Source organism: Ruegeria sp. YTSA226, assembly GCF_059609905.1.
The window spans coordinates 176047-191732 of sequence record NZ_JBXWMQ010000003.1; the positions used below are offsets into that span (position 1 = coordinate 176047).

At 58.3% G+C, this 15686-nt stretch carries 13 protein-coding genes; 6 read left to right on the forward strand and 7 right to left on the reverse strand.

The features are described from left to right. Positions 1–13 precede the first annotated feature (13 nt). Positions 14–709, forward strand: coding sequence for an ABC transporter ATP-binding protein (locus AC2FFF_RS05840; RefSeq protein ID WP_281972504.1), 696 nt, complete (start codon positions 14–16; stop codon positions 707–709). Next, on the forward strand, positions 706–3234 hold the full coding sequence (locus tag AC2FFF_RS05845) for an ABC transporter permease (RefSeq protein ID WP_281972505.1): 2529 nt from the start codon (positions 706–708) through the stop codon (positions 3232–3234). Before AC2FFF_RS05840 ends, AC2FFF_RS05845 begins: the two co-directional genes overlap by 4 nt. A gap of 2 nt (positions 3235–3236) precedes the next feature. Here AC2FFF_RS05845 and AC2FFF_RS05850 read toward each other — a convergent pair whose 3' ends face one another. After that, positions 3237–3683: an RrF2 family transcriptional regulator gene (locus AC2FFF_RS05850; RefSeq protein ID WP_142635622.1), complete on the reverse strand. Its 447-nt coding sequence runs from the start codon at positions 3681–3683 to the stop codon at positions 3237–3239. 93 nt (positions 3684–3776) lie between these two features. Here AC2FFF_RS05850 and AC2FFF_RS05855 point away from each other — a divergent pair, with 93 nt between their 5' ends. Next, positions 3777–4346, forward strand: a complete 570-nt coding sequence (locus tag AC2FFF_RS05855; RefSeq protein WP_282021614.1) for a gamma-glutamylcyclotransferase family protein — start codon at positions 3777–3779, stop codon at positions 4344–4346. Between the two features lie 51 nt (positions 4347–4397). Here AC2FFF_RS05855 and gltX read toward each other — a convergent pair whose 3' ends face one another. Beyond that, the gene (gene gltX / locus AC2FFF_RS05860; RefSeq protein ID WP_281972507.1) at positions 4398–5723 is read right to left on the reverse strand and encodes a glutamate--tRNA ligase; all 1326 of its coding nucleotides are present in this window, start codon (positions 5721–5723) and stop codon (positions 4398–4400) included. 140 nt (positions 5724–5863) lie between these two features. Between gltX and AC2FFF_RS05865 the strand changes: the two genes are divergently transcribed. Further along, entirely contained in the window at positions 5864–6796 is a 933-nt protein-coding gene (locus AC2FFF_RS05865; protein ID WP_281972508.1) for an MBL fold metallo-hydrolase, read from the forward strand. Between the two features lie 3 nt (positions 6797–6799). Here the strand turns inward: AC2FFF_RS05865 and AC2FFF_RS05870 are convergent, their stop codons facing one another. The 3 genes from AC2FFF_RS05870 to AC2FFF_RS05880 form a co-directional block, all read right to left on the reverse strand. After that, positions 6800–8128, reverse strand: coding sequence for an NAD(P)/FAD-dependent oxidoreductase (locus AC2FFF_RS05870; protein ID WP_281972509.1), 1329 nt, complete (start codon positions 8126–8128; stop codon positions 6800–6802). A gap of 154 nt (positions 8129–8282) precedes the next feature. Next, positions 8283–8534 carry a hypothetical protein gene (locus AC2FFF_RS05875; RefSeq protein WP_281972510.1) on the reverse strand — a complete coding sequence of 84 codons (252 nt, stop codon included), beginning with the start codon at positions 8532–8534 and terminating at the stop codon, positions 8283–8285. A gap of 288 nt (positions 8535–8822) precedes the next feature. Further along, a complete protein-coding gene (locus AC2FFF_RS05880) occupies positions 8823–10481 on the reverse strand; it encodes an NAD+ synthase (protein ID WP_281972511.1) in 1659 nt (552 codons plus the stop codon). Positions 10482–10627: 146 nt separating this feature from the next. Here AC2FFF_RS05880 and AC2FFF_RS05885 point away from each other — a divergent pair, with 146 nt between their 5' ends. Next, positions 10628–12097 carry an MORN repeat-containing protein gene (locus AC2FFF_RS05885; protein ID WP_142635608.1) on the forward strand — a complete coding sequence of 490 codons (1470 nt, stop codon included), beginning with the start codon at positions 10628–10630 and terminating at the stop codon, positions 12095–12097. Between the two features lie 6 nt (positions 12098–12103). On the opposite strand, the gene AC2FFF_RS05890 is transcribed toward AC2FFF_RS05885, so the two are convergent. Continuing rightward, positions 12104–12769 (reverse strand): SDR family NAD(P)-dependent oxidoreductase, encoded by a 666-nt coding sequence (locus AC2FFF_RS05890; RefSeq protein WP_281972512.1) that lies wholly within the window; start codon positions 12767–12769, stop codon positions 12104–12106. Positions 12770–13052: 283 nt separating this feature from the next. Here AC2FFF_RS05890 and AC2FFF_RS05895 point away from each other — a divergent pair, with 283 nt between their 5' ends. Next, positions 13053–14624 carry a 2-isopropylmalate synthase gene (locus AC2FFF_RS05895; protein WP_281972513.1) on the forward strand — a complete coding sequence of 524 codons (1572 nt, stop codon included), beginning with the start codon at positions 13053–13055 and terminating at the stop codon, positions 14622–14624. 182 nt (positions 14625–14806) lie between these two features. Here the strand turns inward: AC2FFF_RS05895 and rlmJ are convergent, their stop codons facing one another. After that, the gene (gene rlmJ, locus AC2FFF_RS05900; protein ID WP_281972514.1) at positions 14807–15592 is read right to left on the reverse strand and encodes a 23S rRNA (adenine(2030)-N(6))-methyltransferase RlmJ; all 786 of its coding nucleotides are present in this window, start codon (positions 15590–15592) and stop codon (positions 14807–14809) included. Positions 15593–15686 lie beyond the last annotated feature (94 nt).

The window sequence follows — 15686 nt, forward strand, 5'->3', positions numbered from 1 at the left end:
TTCGGACCAACCCATGATCGCAACTGTTCTATCGCTTGAAAATGCCGCTTTATCGCTGGATGGCAATGCCGGTCAGGTAGATATCCTGCACGACATCACGCTTTCCGTACACAAGGGCGAGACACTGGGTCTGATTGGGCCGTCCGGGTCAGGAAAATCGTCGTTACTAATGCTGATGGGCGGGCTGGAACAGGCGACGGGCGGCCAGGTAACCGCACTCGGGCAAAATCTGACCCGCATGAACGAAGACGAGCTCGCGCGGTTCCGACGCAACAGCATGGGCATTGTATTTCAGAATTTCCACCTGATCCCCACGATGACTGCCCTTGAGAACGTGGCCACACCGCTGGAGTTGGCCGGCCACAAAGATGCCTTTCAACGGGCCGAAGCCGAATTGGAGTCCGTAGGGCTGACGCATCGACGCGACCATTATCCGGCGCAGCTCTCCGGTGGAGAGCAGCAGCGCGTCGCGCTCGCCCGTGCCTCTGCCCCGCGACCACAGATCCTGCTGGCGGATGAGCCTACCGGCAATCTGGACGAAACAAACGGAGCCGCCATCATTGATCTGCTGCTTGGCCTGCGCGACAGGCATGGTGCTACTTTGGTTCTGGTGACCCATAGCCACAGCCTTGCGCGCAGATGTGACCGTGTTGTCCGGCTGCGCGATGGAAGGATTGCCGATGACACAAGGCAAGAGGCCGCCGAATGAGCCTGCGGATGGCCGGGCGGCTAGCGCGGCGAGAACTGCGCGGAGGTCTGCGCGGTTTTCGGGTGTTTCTGGCTTGTCTTGCGCTTGGGGTCGCAGCCATTGCTGCTGTGGGTTCGGTCCGCCACGCCATCCAAACCGGACTGACGCAAGAAGGCGCGGCTCTGCTGGGCGGGGATGCACAGCTGGAATTCACCTATCGCTTTGCGGAGGAGGCTGAGCGTGCATGGATGAACGACGCGGCCTTGGCCATCTCCGAAATCGTCGATTTTCGGTCAATGGCAGTCACGCAGCAGAATAGTGACCCACAGCGGGCGCTTACGCAGGTTAAATCCGTTGACGACTCCTATCCATTGTTGGGCAAGCCAATACTAGAGCCCCAGATGCCCCTGCGTGACGCCTTTACAGGCCAGCAAGGGGCGCCCGGTGCCGTAATGGCTCCCGCTCTGATCGACCGGCTTCAGCTATCGGTTGGGGATCGGTTTTCACTTGGAACTCAGGAATTTGTCCTGATGGCAGCCCTGATCCACGAACCGGACGGGGCGGCAGACGGGTTTGGATTGGGTCCGCGCACGCTGATCCGCACACAGGACTTGCTGAATTCCGGATTATTGGCACCGGGTACTCTGTTTTCCACCAAATACCGTCTAGATCTGCCGCCGGGGTCTGATCTTACAGCTCTTTCGGCGCAGGCAAGCGAAGCCCTTGAAGGCAGCGGAATGCGGTGGACCGATGCACGGAACGGTGCCCCCGGCATTTCAGAATTTGTTGCCCGGCTCAGCGCTTTTCTGGTTCTGGTTGGACTATCCGGGCTGGCTGTTGGCGGCATCGGCGTATCTGCAGCGGTGCGCGCCTATCTGGCGCAAAAGACTGAAACCATTGCTACCTTGCGTACTTTGGGTGCCGATCGGGCGACCGTGTTTCAGACTTATCTGATCCAGATCGGTATTCTCTCTGGCATCGGCATTTTTCTGGGCATCATATTGGGTGGATCGGTGCCTCTGCTGCTTGCGCCGCTGATCGAAACTCGCCTGCCTGTGCCCGCAGTGTTCTCGTTCTATCCGCAGCCTCTGGCTGAAGCCGCACTTTACGGCGTGCTCACCGCCTTTTTATTCACACTCTGGCCCCTTGCCCGTACTGAAGAAGTCCGCGCTGCGACCCTGTTTCGCGATGCGCTGTCTTCGACGCGCTTCCTGCCCCGTGCAAAATACATCCTAGCGACAGGCATCGGGCTTGCGGCGCTGATCGGCGCAGCTGCCTTTTTCAGCGGATCGGCGCGCCTGACCCTTTGGACCAGCGGCGGGTTGGCCGGAGCGTTGGTTCTGCTTTCGGTGGCGGCGCTGGCAATCCGCAAACTGGCACGCTTGACCACAAAACCCGCCCGAGGGAATCCGCCCCTGCGATGGGCCCTGTCAGCCATTTCCGACCCACGCGAAGGGGCCGCATCGGTTGTCCTGTCGCTGGGGTTGGGCCTGTCGGTACTGGCCGCAGTCGGGCAAATCGACGGCACCCTGCGAAACGCGATTTCAGGAAACCTGCCCGATGTCGCCCCTTCTTATTTCTTCGTCGATATCCAGAAAGAGCAGATGCCTAGCTTTACCGAACGGCTGGAAAACGACCCTGCCGTAAGCCGGATCCAAAGCGCGCCCATGCTGCGCGGAATCATCACGCAGATTAACGGGCAGCCCGCGATTGAGGTCGCCGGGGACCACTGGGTACTGGAAGGCGACCGCGGGGTCACCTATTCCGACGCCCCGCCCTCGAACGCACGGGTCACCGCCGGGGAATGGTGGTCCGAAGACTATTCCGGAACGCCTCAGGTCAGCTTCGCCGCTGAAGAGGCCGAAGAGATGGGCCTGAAGCTGGGTGACCAACTGACCGTCAACATATTGGGGCGCGACATCACCGCAGAGCTCACCTCTCTGCGCGAGGTGGATTTCTCGACCGCCGGGATGGGTTTCATCATGTCCATGAACCCGTCGGCCCTGGCCGGCGCCCCGCATAGCTTCATTGCCACCGTCTATGCCGAAGAGCAGGCCGAAGCCGCGATCCTTCGTGATCTGGCGGGTAAATTCCCCAATATCACCGCAATCCGTGTCCGCGATGCGATTGACCGGGTCTCGGGTCTGCTGGCCGGGTTGGCCGCTGCGACGTCTTATGGGGCTGGTGTATCGCTGCTAACCGGCTTTCTGGTCCTGATCGGCGCCGCGGCAGCGGGTGAACCAGCCCGGCGGTACGAGGCCGCAGTCCTGAAGACCATCGGTGCCGACCGACGGCGCATATTGATCAGCTTTGCCCTTCGGGCTGTTCTGCTGGGGTCTGCCGCTGGAATTGTAGCTCTGATGGTGGGCATCCTCGGCGGCTGGGCTGTTGCGACATATATTTTCGACACCAGCTTTGACGTCATCTGGCCATCTGCCATCGGCATCGTATTGGCCGGGATCATCGTCACGCTGGGCGCGGGGTTGATCTTTGCCTTGAAACCCCTTGCCGTTCGCCCGGCGCGCATCTTGCGCGCCAGCGACTGAGTTTATCGGACGCAGGCGACGGGCTGCAAAATCGTCAGCAGATTTGCATTGTCACACACCAGCGAATCCAGCGTGATTTCGTCCAGCGAGGCATAAAAGACCTCGGCCGCGTCCCGCAGCGCAAGGCGCAGCCGGCAGGCGTTGGTGAGCGGGCATGTATTGTCGGCATCCGCAAAGCACTCGGCAATCGGCAAGTCGCCCTCGATATGTCGAAAAACCGAACCGATCCGTATCTGATCAGCAGATCTAGCGAGTACCATACCACCATTGCGACCGCGATGAGTGCTCAGATAATCTAACTGGCTGAGTTGGTTGATCACCTGCGCCAAGTGGTTTTCCGAGATATTGCAGGCCTTTGCGATCTCGGATTTGGTCACCAACCTGTCTGGATTTGCTGCACAATACATCAGTAGGCGCACAGCAATATTTGTCCGCTTGGTTATCCGCATGTTTGCCTCCCTAAGTTCAACATGCTGCCTTATTGCATGTTGGGCAAAAAAGCGGTTTGACATACATCAATTCCCGGTCAGAAGTGATCCCGCATGGCAGACCCCTATTTCTTTGGCTACGGCAGCCTCGTGAACCTCGCGACCCACGATTTCCCCGACCCGCATCCCGCGCAGTTGAAGGGATGGCGGCGGGCCTGGCGGCATACCGATTTGCGCCCGGTCGCTTTCCTGACCGCCATTCCGGATCCCACTTCTGAAATCGACGGCATGATTGCCCATGTCCCGAGAAATGACTGGGACGCGCTGGATCAACGTGAGTGGGCCTACGACCGCGTTCCAGCGACTAAGGCCGTCACCCATTCTCTGCCACACGAGGTTGAGATCGCTGTTTATGCCGTACCTGATGACCGTCAATCCGCGGCCAGCCGGCGCCACCCCCTGCTGATGAGCTATATCGACGTGGTTGTGCAAGGCTATTTGCGTGCGTTCGGGTCCGAGGGCGCCGATCGCTTTTTTGCCACCACTGATGGCTGGGACGCCCCGATCCTGAATGACCGGGCAGAGCCGCGGTATCCGCGCCACCAGGCATTGAAACCGGATGAGACTTGTTTTGTGGATGATCGGCTGAAGCGAATAGCAGCCCAGATCGTAAAGACCTTATAGAAAAAGGCGCGGCCAGCAGACCACGCCTTATCACAATCTAACGCACTAAGATCAGCCGCGCGCGCGGATCACCTGCAGAAGGGGCAACAGGGTGGCCATCTCGGGGCCGCGCTCCATTCCTGTCAGTGCCTTGCGCAAAGGCATGAACAGACTCTTGCCCTTGCGGCCTGTCGCGTCTTTCACCGCGCTGGTCCACTGCCCCCAGGTCGCGCCGTCGAACGGGCCTTCTGGCAACAACGCCACGGCCTCGGTGATGAACTCTCGGTCTTCATCGGCAATCAGTGGTTCGGCACCGTTACGGCACAGCTCCCACCACCCTTTCAGGTCTGCCAGAGTGGTGATGTTCTCGCGGGCCATGGCCCAGAATGGTTCGGCCAGTTCGGCCGGTACGCCCGCATCTGCCACAGCATCCGCAACGTCGGCCAATGACAAAGATTGCAGGTGTTTTGCCGTCAACGGAAACAAGTCCTGAACGTCAAACTTGGTCGGTGCGGCACCAAAACGACCAATGTCAAATCCATCGATCAGCTCGGCCATCTCTGTCCGCAACTCAACCGGGTCGGATGAGCCCAGACGCGCCATCAAGCTGAGCAATGCTAACGGCTGTACGCCCTGCTCGCGCAGATCACGCAGAGCCAGCGTGCCCAGTCGCTTAGACAGCGCCTCGCCCTGGGGGCCGGTCAGCAGAGAATGATGTGCAAAACGCGGGCAAGTACCGCCCAGCGCTTGGATGATCTGAATCTGCGTCGCGGTATTGGTCACATGGTCCGAGCCACGCACCACGTCGGTCACACCCATTTCGGTATCATCGACCACCGACGCAATCGTGTACAGAACCTGACCGTCGCCCCGGATCAGAACCGGGTCAGAGACCGAGGCCGCATCAATCGAAATATCGCCCAGAATGCCGTCGGTCCACTCGATCCGTTCATGATCCAGCCTAAAGCGCCAGACACCGTTGCCACGTTCTGCCCGCAGCGCGTCTTTCTTGGCGTCGTTAAGGTTCAATGCTGCGCGGTCATAGACCGGCGGTTTGCCCATATTCAGCTGCTTCTTGCGCTTGAGGTCCAGCTCGGTCGGGGTTTCGAAAGCCTCATAGAAACGACCCATCTCGCGCAGCTTGTCGGCTGCCTCGGCATAGCGGTCCAGACGCTCGGACTGTCGTTCGACCCGGTCCCAATGCAGGCCCAACCACTCGAGGTCCTGCTTGATGGCATCGACATATTCTTCCTTCGACCGCTCGGGGTCTGTGTCGTCGATACGCAGGATGAACGTGCCGCCAGCCTTGCGGGCAATCAGGTAGTTCATCAGCGCTGTGCGCAGGTTGCCCACATGGATGTAACCGGTGGGTGACGGGGCGAAACGGGTGGTTGTCATAGGAGTCTCCTGTTGGCGCGGCTCTTCTCACAGGATGGGCAAATTGTCCAGCCACCGCACCGGTTCACGCCAACGTCAGGTGGCAATCCTCGGGCGATACCCTATCTTCAAAGTGCTGGCACACACAGGGAGATCTCAAAATGACCGTTACACTAACTCGTAGGGCCGCACTGGGCGCGGCGGCAGCATTGCCTTTTGCATCAGCTGCTACCCCCATCCTGGCTGCAGCAAGCGATACCAAAGCGAATTCAACCATCGCGAAATCGTTCCAGCTGGGCGATTTCACCGTAACAACTCTGCTGGATGGCAGCCTGCCGCGCGATGGCGCCAAAGAGATTTTCGGCGGCGGCGCCACGGATGAGGAATTTGCAAACGTATCGGCCCAGAATTTTATTCCTGCCGATAAAGCCCAGTTCTTTTTCACACCAACGCTTGTCAATACCGGATCTGAACTTGTGCTGTTTGATACTGGCCTTGGGCAAGGCGGCATTCAGGCGGCATTGGCAGATGCAGGCGTGAACCCGGATCAAATCGACGTCGTCGTCATCACCCATATGCACCCTGACCATATTGGCGGCATGACCACAAATGACGCGCCAACCTTCCCGAATGCGCGCTATGTCACCGCATCATCCGAGTATGACTTTTGGGCCGCGCGGGATTCCGGCAATCGGGTCGGCGATCTGGTCGCCGCCAAAGTGACCCCAATGGCCGAAAAGATGACCTTTGTCGGCGATGGCGGCGAGGTTCTGTCCGGAATAACCGCCGTTTCAGCGCATGGGCATACCCCCGGACACACGGTCTTTCATCTGGAAAGCAACGGTCAACGTCTGGTGCTGACGGCCGATCTGGCCAATCACTATGTGTGGTCTTTTGCTCGTCCCGAGTGGGAGGTAAAGTTCGACATGGACAAAGCCGCAGCCACCGCTTCACGCCGCAATGTGCTGGGGATGCTGGCGGCAGACAAAGTTCCGATGATCGGATATCACATGCCCTTCCCTGCAGCCGGTTACGTCGAGGCGCGCGGCGATGGGTTCCGATTTGTCCCGGTCAGCTATCAGATGATGGGTTAACGTCTAGTACCCCGGGTCCGGCCGGATTTTCGACCCGTCCGCAAAGCGGGACAGGCGGAAAACGGCCGGATTAACACAGGGGACATTGCCCGAGACCAGATCAGCCATCAGCCGCCCGGCACCGGGTCCGATTCCGAACCCATGACCCGAGAAACCCGTAGCAATGAACAGGCCGGGCCTGTGGTCCACGTGCGAGATGATCGGGATCGCATCCGGCGTTACATCAATCATCCCTGCCCAACTCTGAACGATTTCAGCCTGCTTTAGCGCGGGAATACCACTGATTGCGCTTTTCCAAGCCCGCCGCAACACCCGGCGCGATGGTTCGGGATCCAGAGTGCGGCAAAGTTCGAACGGTGTCACATCCGTGGGCAACCACCTCCGATCTTGTCGCGCCTCTTCGGCCCACCGCTTCGACACCCGAAACCGCAGCGACCGCCACTCCTGGCGAAACGCAGGAAGAAATTGCCACGCCAGACGAAGGCTATCCGGCACGATATCAACGGTGTTTTCGTGCCCGGAGGCAATCGTATACCCTCCGTCGTCCCGCTTGCGTATTGCAAAATCGTCCGACCACAAAGCAGCCTCAGGACCGGAAACCGGAGAGGTTCGGAATACGGTGTTCAGCACCTTCAGTTGTGGAAAATCAACTCCAGCATTCCCTGCAAACAAGCGCGACCACGCACCGCCCGCCAGTACGACATTGCCGCAGGCCACGCGACCGCGTTCTGTGAAGACACCGACGACACGGTCCGCCTCTGTATCCAGACAGCGCACTGCACAGTTGGTCATCAACAGGGCCCCCCGGTCACGCGCAGCTTCGGCGATTGCGGGTGCAGCCCATTGCGGTTCCGCCCTACCGTCTTGCGGCATAAACAATGCGCAATCCAACCCCGTCTGATGGTCTGGCATAAGTTCCGCCAACAGAGCCCCGGACACCATCCTTGCCCCAGTATTCAACCCCTCCACATGGCGAAGCCAGCGTTCAAGATTGCTCTGTTCCCGCTTGCCTGAGGCGCCGAACAGGATACCGGCCTGTGTGAAACCTGTCTTGCGCCCGGTGCGTTGATCGAGCTGCGCCCAGATACGCTGTGATTCCTGCATCAGCGGGATTTCCCGAGGATCGCGCATACCCAAACGCACCCATCCCCAGTTCCGTGAACTCTGCTCAGAGGCAATTTGTCCCTTTTCGCACAGAAGGACAGACATTCCCCGCTCTGACAGTTCGAGGGCGGTTGATGCCCCAATAATTCCTCCACCAATGACAACAACATCAACGGCTTTTGGCAGCTTTAGATCGGGTTCAACAGCATTAGGCTTGGGGCCAGGCATCAACCGCTCATAATTCATTGCACGGACCGCAATGAAGGCGCGGGATCAGGACAGACGCAACAGAAGAAACTTCGCTTCAATGACTATTGCTCAGGCCTGTGACCATTCGGCCAACGTGGCAAGCCAGCGCATCTAATTCAGGATTTTGAAAACTTCAGGCCGCGCCGCACAATTCAGCCAGTTTCTGACGCAAAGAGGTAGCGATACTGCCTTCCGGCACCTTGGCTTCTGTTTCCAGAAACTGCGCGCCGGGGCCCACCGTCGTGGATTCCTCTTTGGGCACCTCTTCATTCAACAAATTGGCAATGGCAGCATCTACCTTTGCCTCATCCAGAGACCGACCTTCGGATTGCATAGACCGCCATTTTGGCGGTGAATGAAGCGGTTTATCGTATTCATCGTACATAATGGCACCAAATCGTTAACTCAGACATCCAATTTCGGACGCGTCGCTAAAGACCGAAGGGAAAGCTCATAAACACCTATTTCCCACAATGCGTCGCATCCGCCCCACATGGGGCAACAATCAAGCTAAAATGTGGCAAAAAAAAGACCGAGCATCAAGTGGGGCTCGGATACGCCCAAGAAAATCTAAGCCGCTGCACTCAAAAACAAAAACAGTTCCAGTAGAAAGCGACTATTGCCTAAAAATTGGAAACAGTTTTCGCGTCAGAATGGTGATTCCTGTAAGGCGTCAGGTCCTGTCGCGCCAACGATTCACGATAGGATACCTACGATCCAGCCAGAATGCCCGCTTGGTCAAACGTGTCCCCGGGGCGGACTGAAACCGTTTGTATTCGCTGATATAGACCAAATGTTCGATCCGGCGCGCAACGGCTTCTTCGAACCCGGCGGCCACGCAATCCGCGATCGACCCATCCTGATCAACCAATATATCCAGAATGGCGTCCAGAACCGGATAATCCGGCAGGCTGTCACTGTCCTTCTGGTCTTCGCGCAACTCGGCACTAGGAGGTTTGTCGATGACCGAGGGTCGGATGACCTCACCCTCGGGGCCTTTCATCCAGCCGCGATGATTGGCATTGCGCCAGCGGCAGGTCTCGAACACGCGGGTTTTGTACAGGTCTTTGATTGGATTATAACCACCGTTCATATCCCCATAGATCGTGGCATATCCAACGGCGACTTCGGATTTGTTACCTGTGGTCAGCAGCATCTCGCCGAACTTGTTCGACAGGGCCATCAGCAACAGCCCCCGTAGGCGGGACTGGATGTTTTCTTCGGTCAGATCTTCGTCTCGCCCGGCAAACAATGGAGCAAGCGTATCCGTGATCGCCGCGCGCCCCTGTGCAATAGGGACGAAATCATAGTGAACACCCAACGACTTAGCCACCGCTTCGGCATCATCCAAAGAATCCTGGCTGGTATATTCCGACGGCAACATCACGCAGCGAACATTTTCAGCGCCAATCGCATCAACCGCTATTGCCGCGACAAGGGCTGAATCAACGCCGCCAGACAGACCCAGAACAACCTTTTTGAACCCGGTTTTGGCCATGTAATCACGCAGAGACTGGACCATCGCGCGATAGTCCTGCTCCCAAGCATCTGGCTGCGGCACAATCTCTTCCGGAATTATGCGCCAACCTGCGTCGCCGCGTTCAAGATCCACATGCGCTATCGCTTCGTCGAACACAGGCATACGGAATGCCAGTTCTCCGCCTGGATTCAACCCGAAGGTCGCCCCGTCAAAGACCTGATCGTCCTGCCCCCCGACCATGTTCAGGTAAATCAGCGGCAATCCGGTCTCAACCACGCGCGCCACCATATGGTTCAGGCGCACATCATATTTGTTTCGGAAATAAGGCGAGCCGTTGGGGATCAACAGAAATTCGGCTCCTGTCTCCTCCAGCGTCTCGGCAACATCCGGATGCCAGCTGTCTTCGCAGATTGGGCTGCCGATCCGAGAGTTGCCAACCGAATAGGGACCGCCCAGCGGGCCGGAATCATACAGGCGTACTTCGTCAAAGACTGTCTCATTCGGCAGGTGATGTTTCAGCACTTTACTGCTGATCCTGCCGTTCTTGAGGATGAGATAGGCGTTATACAGCCGGTCATCTTCGAACCACGGCCCGCCGATCGCAATCGCAGGTCCATCGGCGCAACGTTCCGCAAGCGCCTTAACAGCTTTCATTGCGGCTTTGTGGAACGCGGGCTTGATCACAAGGTCCTGCGTATTATAGCCGGTGATGAACATCTCGGGGAAAGCAACAAGTTGGGCACCGGCCTCGCGCGCCTGCTCCCACGCAGAAAAAGCCTTGGCCGCATTGCCTTCCAAATCCCCGACAATGGGATTGAGTTGCGCCAGAGTGATACGGAAACGGTCGGCCATACTGCCCTCTTGCCCTCGTCTGTCCTATTGCCATTTACCAGATCGCACCGCGAGTGAAAGACCAATAAGGCAAAAGCCGTTGCCCTGCCTGCGTCGGTATCCTAGTTTTGCGCAAAAGCACGATGCTCGCGCAGACAGGACCAAACATGAACGTTTTTCGCACTTCAATCGCCGCAGTTGCATTGACCCTGTCAGCGCTGACCGCCTTCGCGCAGAACGATCAGGTAGTCGTGGCCGATGACGAAGTGGGCGGCGTATACGAAGGCACGTTCCTAAATGGCCTGCGGCACGGAACCGGCACCTACCAGTTGCCGGATGGTTTCGAATACGAAGGCGAATGGATCGAAGGCGAAATTCAGGGCCAGGGTATTGCGCGCTATGCTAACGGGTCGATCTATCAGGGCGCCTTTGCCAACGGTCAACCCGAAGGGTTCGGAACGATCATCTATGCTGATGGTGGCAGCTATGAAGGGGAATGGGCCGATGGCTCGTTCAACGGCCAAGGAGTCGCCGTCTATGCCAACGGAGCGAAATACGAAGGTGGGTTCAAGAATGCCCGGCACCACGGCAAAGGCACTCTGACCGACCCGACCGGAGAGGTGTACGAGGGCGACTGGGTCGACGGGGTCAAGCAGGGCAAAGGCAAGATCACCTCAGCCAAAGGCAACGTGTATGAGGGCGACATCAAAGACGGCAAGCGTCATGGCACAGGCAGCCTGACGCGGCCGGAAGGTATGAGTTATACGGGTGACTGGTCCGAAAATCGCATGACCGGAAAAGGCCGTCTACTGCAAGCCAATGGCGATTTGTATGAAGGCGACTTTTTTGATGGGCGCCGACAAGGCAAGGGCAAGGCAACCTATGCCAGTGGCGCCATTTACGAAGGTGACTATCACGATGATCGCCGCCACGGCAAAGGCCGTTTTTTGGGCACGGACGGGTTTGACTATACTGGTGAATGGAAAGACGGCCAGATTGAGGGCCTCGGAGAGCTGACCTATCCTGACGGTTCGACCTATGTCGGTGATTTCAGTGCAGACCTGCCCCATGGCAAAGGAATGCACACCTATCCCGATGGCCTGATTTACGACGGCGACTGGATCGCCGGCGTCTTCGAGGGTCAGGGCAAGGCCACTTACCCGAACGGCGCCATCTACGATGGGCAGTTCAAGAACGGTCTGAACCACGGCACCGGTGTTCTGACATTTGCAAACGGGTACAAATATGAAGGCGATTGGGTCGACGGTGCGCGCCAGGGCGAGGGCACAGCCAGCTTCCCGGACGGAACGACCTACAAGGGCGATTTCAAAGATGGGCAGCGCCACGGGCAAGGATCGATAACCACACCGCGCGGCTTCACCTATACAGGCGGTTGGGTCGAGGGGAAGATCAGCGGCACCGGAACCGCCACCTATGCGACTGGTGACGTGTACGAAGGTGGGTTTTTGGACAACAAACGCCACGGTGACGGCACGATGCGCTATGCTGACGGCAAAGAAGAAACCGGCGTCTGGGAAAACGGTGTTCTGCCGGGTGAAAACACCAGCGAGCCGCAGGAGAGTGCTCCGGCAGACGACAGCGCGACAACGGCAACCAGCCCTGCCTCTGACGGTTAGCGGGTCTCACCACGGCACAGGTTTTCCAGCCCAGTCGAAGAACCCGCCAGTGTCTGCGGGCACAAGCGCCCTGGCGACGCTCAGCAGGTTTCGCGCGGCTTCATCCGATTCAACGGCCGGGTGTCGCCCGACATATTTGCGCGTGAATTCTGTACGCACTGTGCCCGGATGCAGGGCCACACAGATCGCCTGTTTGTGGGTGCGGGCCAGCTCAATCGCGGATGTGCGCACAATCTGGTTGGCCGCAGCTTTTGAGGCCCGATAGCTGATCCATCCACCCAGCTGATTATCTCCGATTGATCCGACGCGGGCGGACAACACCGCCACGACAGATCGCCTGCCCCGTGGTAGCAGCCGCGCAGCGTGTGACAGCACAAGGGCCGGACCAACCGCATTCAGGGCAAACTGGTCCATCATTGCTTGCGCTGAAATTGATCTGATGGACTTCTCTGGCTGTGCACCATTGATTTCCAAAGCACCCGTCGCAATGAAGATCATGTCAAACGGGCATTGCAATGCTTCCAGAGCCGGGCCGACAGCTTCGACATTCGTGAGGTCGAAACCATCAGCAGAACGCGACAAGGTGGTTACGTCTACGGATTGCATGGTCAACAGCCTTTGCAGCGCGGCACCGATACCACCCGAGGCACCTATGATGAGAGCTTTCTCCATTCCGGATCAACTAGCGGTCTTCATTCGGCAATCAACCGTCACGGTTCGTGCAGGTTTTGACGTCTGCATGAAATTCCTACTTTTCATTCCCCGCATGCGCTGTATAAGCTCAACCCCATGATCAACCGCGCAGATATCCTTGTTGCCGACACCGCCCCCTGCGGTGCGTCTCTGCGTGGCCTACTGATCCTAATCCGCCTCTGAGCGTGCCACCCGGCGCGCCCGCTCAGAGGAGGACGCCCGCGCGCCATAGGCTTTAGGACAGAAGAAGAAAGAGAATCCCATGACCAATGTGACCGACCAAGACCGCGTCTTGATCTTTGACACCACTTTGCGCGACGGCGAGCAGAGCCCCGGCGCGACCATGACCCATGCCGAAAAGCTGGAAATCGCGGAACTGCTGGACGAGATGGGTGTCGACATCATCGAGGCCGGTTTCCCGATCGCATCAGAAGGCGACTTCAAAGCCGTCAGCGAGATTGCCGAGCGATCACAAAACAGCCGCATCTGTGGGTTGGCCCGTGCGAATTTCGCTGATATCGACCGCTGCTGGGAGGCGATCAAACACGCTGGCAAGAACCGCATCCACACTTTCATCGGCACTTCTCCACTGCACCGTGCCATTCCGAACCTGACCATGGACGAGATGGCCGACAAGATCCACGAAACCGTCAGCCACGCCCGCAACCTGTGCGAAAATGTACAGTGGTCGCCGATGGATGCGACCCGGACCGAGTGGGATTATCTGTGCCGTGTGATCGAGATCGCGATCAAGGCCGGTGCCACGACGATCAACATCCCCGACACTGTCGGTTACACGGCACCTGTCGAATCCGCTGACCTGATCAAGCGCCTGATCGAAACGGTTCCGGGCGCGGATGAGGTGGTGTTTGCCACCCATTGCCACAACGATCTTGGCATGGCGACGGCGAACTCACTGGCGGCTGTCGCTGGTGGTGCGCGTCAAATCGAGTGCACCATCAATGGCCTTGGCGAGCGTGCGGGCAATACTGCGCTGGAAGAAGTTGTGATGGCGCTGCGCACCCGCAATGACATCATGCCGTGGCATACCGGCATCGACACCACCAAGATCATGCATATCTCGCGCCGGGTTGCGACGGTTGCGGGCTTCCCGGTTCAGTTCAACAAAGCCATTGTCGGCAAGAATGCCTTTGCGCATGAAAGCGGAATCCATCAGGACGGCATGCTGAAGAACCGAGAGAATTTCGAGATCATGCGCCCTGAAGATATCGGCCTGTCGGGCACCTCTCTGCCGCTTGGCAAACACTCGGGCCGGGCTGCGTTGCGCGACAAGCTGGAAACGCTCGGTTATGAGGTCGGTGACAATCAGCTCAAGGACATCTTCGTGCGGTTCAAGGATCTGGCCGACCGCAAGAAAGAGGTTTTTGACGACGACCTGATCGCGTTGATGAGCCAGGATGATGAGGCCGACGATCACCTGCAGTTGGTTTCGATGAAAGTCACCTGCGGCACCGGCGGTCAGGCGGAATCGACGGTCGAGCTGGAAGTGGATGGCAAGGACATTGTCGCCACCGAACATGGCGACGGTCCGGTCGATGCCACCTTCAAAGCCGTTCGCCGAATCTATCCCAACACCGCCCGCCTGCAACTGTATCAGGTCCATGCTGTGACCGAGGGTACTGATGCGCAGGCAACCGTATCGGTTCGGCTGGAAGAGGACGGCATGATCGCCACCGGTCAGTCAGCGAATACCGATACGGTCGTGGCATCCGCCAAGGCCTATATCCACGCACTGAACCGCCTGATCATGCGCCGTGAAAAGGCCGGGCCAGGTGCAGACACGCGTGAAATCAGCTATAAGGACCTGACCTGACCGCCAGATGAAACTCCCAAGGGCTCCCGCACCCGCAGGTGCCCGGCTACGCCGGACGCCCTTGCGGCTTTGGGCCCGGCAGCGCGCCTGCGGCGCGCTGCCGGGCCCAACACGTTTGACGGCATCTTTAAGATGCTGGCAAATGGGGCGGGAGAACCCTATGGTCCGAAATCAGACTGGCGTCACAGCCCTTTGAACAGCTCTGACAGACGGTCCATTTCATCTTGGATGCCAAAGGGCGCGTTCAGCAGGAACATCCCTGATCCGACCATTCGGTGACCTTCCCGCGCAGGTGCAAACTGGACTTCATGACAGATCGCCTTGGGAAAGCCCTGAGCCTTCAACGCGGCAATCATCGGGGCCTGGCGTTGATCGGTCAGGATCGGATACCACAGCGCGATGACGCCCACATTCCATTTACGGTGCAGTTTTGAGATCACGCCCGGCAGCCGGTCATAATCCGCCTTCACCTCATAGCTGGGATCAATCATCAGCATCCCGCGCCGCGGCGTTGGCGGCAGCAACGACTGCGCCAGCTCAAACCCGTCCTGTTTGTACTCCTTTGCCCCAAAGGAGGACATGGTCATCGACAATGCCGCGTATTCCTGCGGGTGCAGCTCTGCGAAATGCAGGCTGTCCTGATCCCTCAGCAGGTTGGCCGCGATCAGCGGCGAACCGGCATAGCTGTTTTCTCCGTGCCGTTCATGAACCTTGGCCAGCGCCTGCGACAAAGGATGATCAGATGGAAACCACCCTTCGCGCTGCGCTCGCTTGATACCTACGGCGGCCTCGCCTGTGCGCACGGCTTCTGCTGCGTCTAACTGGTACAGGCCACGCCCGGAATGGGTTTCCAGATAGGTTATCGGCTTATCTTTTCGCGTCAGATAGTCCAGTACCCATGCCAAAAGAGCGTGCTTTTGAACATCAGCCAGATTCCCGGCGTGGTAAATGTGTTGATAAGAGAGCATGTTGCCTTCTAAAGTCCCTCTCAATAAGGCGGAAAGGTGCTGAGTTACGCGGAATCAGCCCTTTTACCGGGCGAGATGGCACCCTATAAGACAT

Bases quoted from the DNA above. Each gene is read 5' to 3' on its own strand.
- AC2FFF_RS05895 (WP_281972513.1), top strand. From the start codon at position 13,053: ATGACCAATGTGACCGACCAAGACCGCGTCTTGATCTTTGACACCACT.
- gltX (WP_281972507.1), bottom strand. From the start codon at position 5,723: ATGACAACCACCCGTTTCGCCCCGTCACCCACCGGTTACATCCATGTG.
- AC2FFF_RS05875 (WP_281972510.1), bottom strand. From the start codon at position 8,534: ATGTACGATGAATACGATAAACCGCTTCATTCACCGCCAAAATGGCGG.
- AC2FFF_RS05890 (WP_281972512.1), bottom strand. From the start codon at position 12,769: ATGGAGAAAGCTCTCATCATAGGTGCCTCGGGTGGTATCGGTGCCGCG.
- AC2FFF_RS05870 (WP_281972509.1), bottom strand. From the start codon at position 8,128: ATGCCTGGCCCCAAGCCTAATGCTGTTGAACCCGATCTAAAGCTGCCA.
- AC2FFF_RS05885 (WP_142635608.1), top strand. From the start codon at position 10,628: ATGAACGTTTTTCGCACTTCAATCGCCGCAGTTGCATTGACCCTGTCA.
- AC2FFF_RS05865 (WP_281972508.1), top strand. From the start codon at position 5,864: ATGACCGTTACACTAACTCGTAGGGCCGCACTGGGCGCGGCGGCAGCA.
- AC2FFF_RS05850 (WP_142635622.1), bottom strand. From the start codon at position 3,683: ATGCGGATAACCAAGCGGACAAATATTGCTGTGCGCCTACTGATGTAT.
- rlmJ (WP_281972514.1), bottom strand. From the start codon at position 15,592: ATGCTCTCTTATCAACACATTTACCACGCCGGGAATCTGGCTGATGTT.
- AC2FFF_RS05855 (WP_282021614.1), top strand. From the start codon at position 3,777: ATGGCAGACCCCTATTTCTTTGGCTACGGCAGCCTCGTGAACCTCGCG.
- AC2FFF_RS05840 (WP_281972504.1), top strand. From the start codon at position 14: ATGATCGCAACTGTTCTATCGCTTGAAAATGCCGCTTTATCGCTGGAT.
- AC2FFF_RS05845 (WP_281972505.1), top strand. From the start codon at position 706: ATGAGCCTGCGGATGGCCGGGCGGCTAGCGCGGCGAGAACTGCGCGGA.
- AC2FFF_RS05880 (WP_281972511.1), bottom strand. From the start codon at position 10,481: ATGGCCGACCGTTTCCGTATCACTCTGGCGCAACTCAATCCCATTGTC.